The sequence below is a fragment of the Pseudomonas sp. VMV1 genome (assembly GCF_056790235.1).
Genome location: NZ_JBXGSE010000028.1, coordinates 1 through 3,607, shown reverse-complemented (window position 1 = coordinate 3,607; position 3,607 = coordinate 1). Strand labels below are relative to the sequence as shown.

Genomic DNA, 3,607 nt, shown 5'->3' with positions numbered 1-3,607 from the left:
GTCGATTGCTGTCATTGACTGATTCCGGTTTGGTATTTCCAGGATCTCGCGATACTTTTGGAACCCGACAGTGGCTATTAGCGGCGTTGGGCTAGCGGCCGCGGCCGCCGTCAGTGGCGCTACCGCCGGCGGCGATCTTCTTGCGGTTGGGGCGCTTATACGCGGGGATCTGGCGCTTCAGGCGCAGCTGTCTCACCTTGCTGTAGTGGACCCCGTACCTCAGGCCGATCGCCCGATCGCTATCGGTGCCCAGATCCGCCAGTAGCGCCTCGCTCAGAGGCTGTTCGTCCTGCAGCTTGGGAATGTCGCGCCGTTTGCGTTCGCGGTACACCAGATCGTCAGGAATCCCGAACCGGTGAGCCAGCTCGGCGTCGCGCAACTTACCCAGCAGCGGCACGGCCTCCGGGGGCAGGCTGTGCACCCGCGGCGCTCGCTTCGCCGGGGCCAGGCCTTGGCGCCGGCGCATTAGGTAGACCGCCCGCCGGCTGATGCCGAGCCGCCTGGCGACGGCCGCATCGGGTTCCTGTCCAACGAGGGCGAGGTTCTCCGGGCTCCACCGGAACAGCGTCTCGCGCTGGAAGCCGCCCTGCTTCAGGTCGTAGGGCTCGATGGCCAAGGACTGCCGCTTGCGCGCCACGGTCATGCGCGACATACCCCACCGGTCGCCCAGGGCGGTATAGCTCTCGGTGCCGAGCAGGGCAAGCATCTCGTCTGTCCAGGTCTTCATCGCAACTCACAGCATCTGCAGCACATGCCAGTCTAGCGGCATGGCACCAGGCGGACCACGACAGGCCTTGCGTTTTCCGGATCGGTGAGAGGGTAGGCCATCACCTGATGGAGACTCGAACATGGTACCGGTTGAACAACTCAAAGCCGCAGTGGAACAACTTCCGAAGTGGAGCCCGCAGATCACCAGCCGGGTAGATTGGGTCAACTGGCGCCGAGGCTTGCAGGTCAAGGCGCATTGGTACGGGAATTGTTCGCTCCTGTGCTACCTCGACTTCAAGGACAGTGTCGCCCGGGGCGACACCTTGGCCACCGCCTTCAAGCGCTTTGCTGCCCCGGACGCCCGGCCGCGAGTCATCAATGGCCATGGCGGGTCCTGCCTCGACTACTCGTTCCAGTCTGACCACTTCGTGTCCATCAATGAGCTGGCTGAAATCGCGGACGCCAAGGGCTATGCGTACACCGTCCTGTACGTCCAGGAATGTGTCGGTGCTCGGCCGGTTTTCGAGACGCTGGGCATCCCCATGGTACCGGGCGAGATGGGCAAGGAATGGGTGGGCGGCGAGTTCATCTCCTACGTCTGGCCCGCCGGCCAGAATCTGTAGTCGTCTGCCACACCTGCTGGCGGGAAGATACCGGCCAGCACCGGGCGGCGCGGTATCCCAACGCCCGGCGAGCCGTAATCTGTAGTCGTACCCTGCGTCACCTGACGACCTGCTGCCGGCCATCCCGGCACCGCGCGGTATCATCGCGCCTCAACTCGTGAGGCGTGCGCAATATTGGCCAGAAGGTCATCGTGGCTATCTGCAAACTGGGTGCACCGGAGGAAGAGTGGAAGCCCTTCAGATCCGGGATCGCGGGATTCGACGGGATCTGAAAGCGGCCGCAATAGGACAGTCAGGCCTACCCCGGTACGCAGCTGCTGAGCCCATCGCGGCTTGCGTATCTGAAGACCTATGGGACGTTGGTCAGCATCACTCATCGATGCTGACGGAGCTTCCCCATGCAGACCTCCAAAACCTCCTCGACTCCGGCTCTGCCGCTACAGCTGTGCGTCCACCGCTATTACTCCAGCGCCGAAGACCCGGCCTTCCAGCAGCTGCTTGTGGTTTGGAATCAGGTGGCGCCGATCCTCGCTGCGGCGCCGGCCGGCACCATTGCCAAAGTCGACAGCGAGCCCCTGTTTGTTGCGCCGGTTGATGGTGCTTTGGCGATGTTCCTGTCCGCAGACATCAGCCCAACGGCCGTCGACGGCAACATCTTCCGGCCTGAGGATTTCGACGGCATCGGCGCCGATGAATTTGCCGAGCTACAGGGCGCCTTGGAGCGCTGGATGGCTGCGCCAACGTACGATACGCCCTGCACCTCGTCTCACCTTACAGACGTGCTCGCCGCCAACTACCGGGAGGCAGGGGCGCCGCGCGAATGGCAGTGGTCGGGTGAATACGAGAACACTCCCGGCCAGTAAATCCATCGGGCGCCGCGCCAGTGTGCGCAGGCGTCGCGCTACTGTCGCAACTCCCCCAGCGGCGATAAGCGCCGGCCGGTATAGCTAAAGTATCTTCTCAGGTATACTGTATCAGAGCGTAGATACTTCGGGATACTGGCCATGGCCGTAAGACGTCCACTCTTTAAACGCACCGCTCTGGCGGAGTCATTGGTTCGAGAGCTGGCAGGCGAGACCTTCCACGATCATAGCTCAGGGCTTTTCCTGGCGGCGCCGCGGCGCACCGGCAAAAGCACCTTCCTCAAGAACGACCTTATTCCCGCCTGCGAAGCCCGTGGCTGGCTCGCTGTCTATGTCGACCTGTGGGCGGACAAGCAGACCGATCCCGCCGACCTGATCGCGGGCGCCATCGGCGAAGCGTTGGCCGAATACGAATCGGGCCTGAGCAAGGTGGCCAAGAAAGCCGGCATCGAAAAGCTCAACTTGCTGCGCACCTTGAGTTGGGACTTTACCCGGCCGCAGCTGCCCGCCGGTACCACCCTGTCGAAGGCGCTGGACGTGCTGCGCACAGTATCAGGTCGCATGATTGTGCTGATCATCGACGAAGCTCAGCATGCGCTCAACAGCGAGGCGGGCGTGGCAGCCATGTTCGCCCTCAAGGCAGCCCGCGACCAGCTCAACAGCGGCGAAGAAGAGGATGGCGTCCGGATGGTCTTCACCGGCTCCAGCCGTAACAAGCTGACCAACCTGGTACTCAAGAATGGCCAGCCCTTCTACGGCGCTCGGGTCTCCGAATTCCCCCGCCTGGGCCGTGACTACGTTGAGTTCGTTACCGAGCTTTGGAATCGCAGCCTCGCCGCGCACAATCAGTTCGCGATCGAGGACGTGGAGTGTGCCTTTGAGCTAGTCGGCCGCCGGCCGGAGATGCTGACAGCGCTCCTCTCCGACACGCGGGTGATCCTGGGCGATGCCGGCAACCTGGGCGAGCTGCTGCGTGAGGGGGCGTTGAACCACCAGCAGGGCGTGTGGAGCGACTACGAAAGCGCCTGCAACGATCTGTCACCACTACAGCGTGCTGTCCTGGAGGTGATCGCCGAGCGGGCCTTGCGCAAGCAGCCCTTCGCACCGTTCTCGTCAGAGACACTCGAAGCGATTAATCGCAAGCTGGAGCAATCCCAGGAGACGCCGAATGCCACGAAGCCCAACGTGCAGAAGGCACTCGAAGTATTACGTGAGCGGGAGCTGATTTGGAAGGCGAACCGTGGGGAGTATGCTTTGGAAGATAGCGCTATGGGTGATTGGTTAAAGAGTGGTCGATAAGGAGATCGAGAGACTCTCTACTAAAATTGAAGTTAACTATCATCTAGTAATAAGGTTGAATATGGGCAGCTCTAACCGCAGCGCTAATCCTCGAAGTTTTAAAAGGCCTAGGGT

4 protein-coding genes are annotated in these 3,607 nt (G+C 62.0%); 3 read left to right on the top strand and 1 reads right to left on the bottom strand.

Annotated elements, in window-relative coordinates; genetic code table 11:
- Positions 1–91: 91 nt before the first annotated feature.
- Positions 92–706: a hypothetical protein gene (locus ACUCV0_RS23925; protein WP_256664607.1), complete on the bottom strand. Its 615-nt coding sequence runs from the start codon at positions 704–706 to the stop codon at positions 92–94.
- 142 nt (positions 707–848) lie between these two features.
- On the opposite strand from ACUCV0_RS23925, the gene ACUCV0_RS23920 reads away from it, so the two are divergent.
- From ACUCV0_RS23920 to ACUCV0_RS23910, 3 genes are all read left to right on the top strand, one after another.
- The gene (locus ACUCV0_RS23920) at positions 849–1,331 is read left to right on the top strand and encodes a hypothetical protein (RefSeq protein WP_482213918.1); all 483 of its coding nucleotides are present in this window, start codon (positions 849–851) and stop codon (positions 1,329–1,331) included.
- 398 nt (positions 1,332–1,729) lie between these two features.
- Positions 1,730–2,194 carry a hypothetical protein gene (locus ACUCV0_RS23915; protein WP_482213917.1) on the top strand — a complete coding sequence of 155 codons (465 nt, stop codon included), beginning with the start codon at positions 1,730–1,732 and terminating at the stop codon, positions 2,192–2,194.
- Positions 2,195–2,335: 141 nt separating this feature from the next.
- Positions 2,336–3,493 (top strand): ATP-binding protein, encoded by a 1,158-nt coding sequence (locus ACUCV0_RS23910; protein ID WP_482213916.1) that lies wholly within the window; start codon positions 2,336–2,338, stop codon positions 3,491–3,493.
- Positions 3,494–3,607 lie beyond the last annotated feature (114 nt).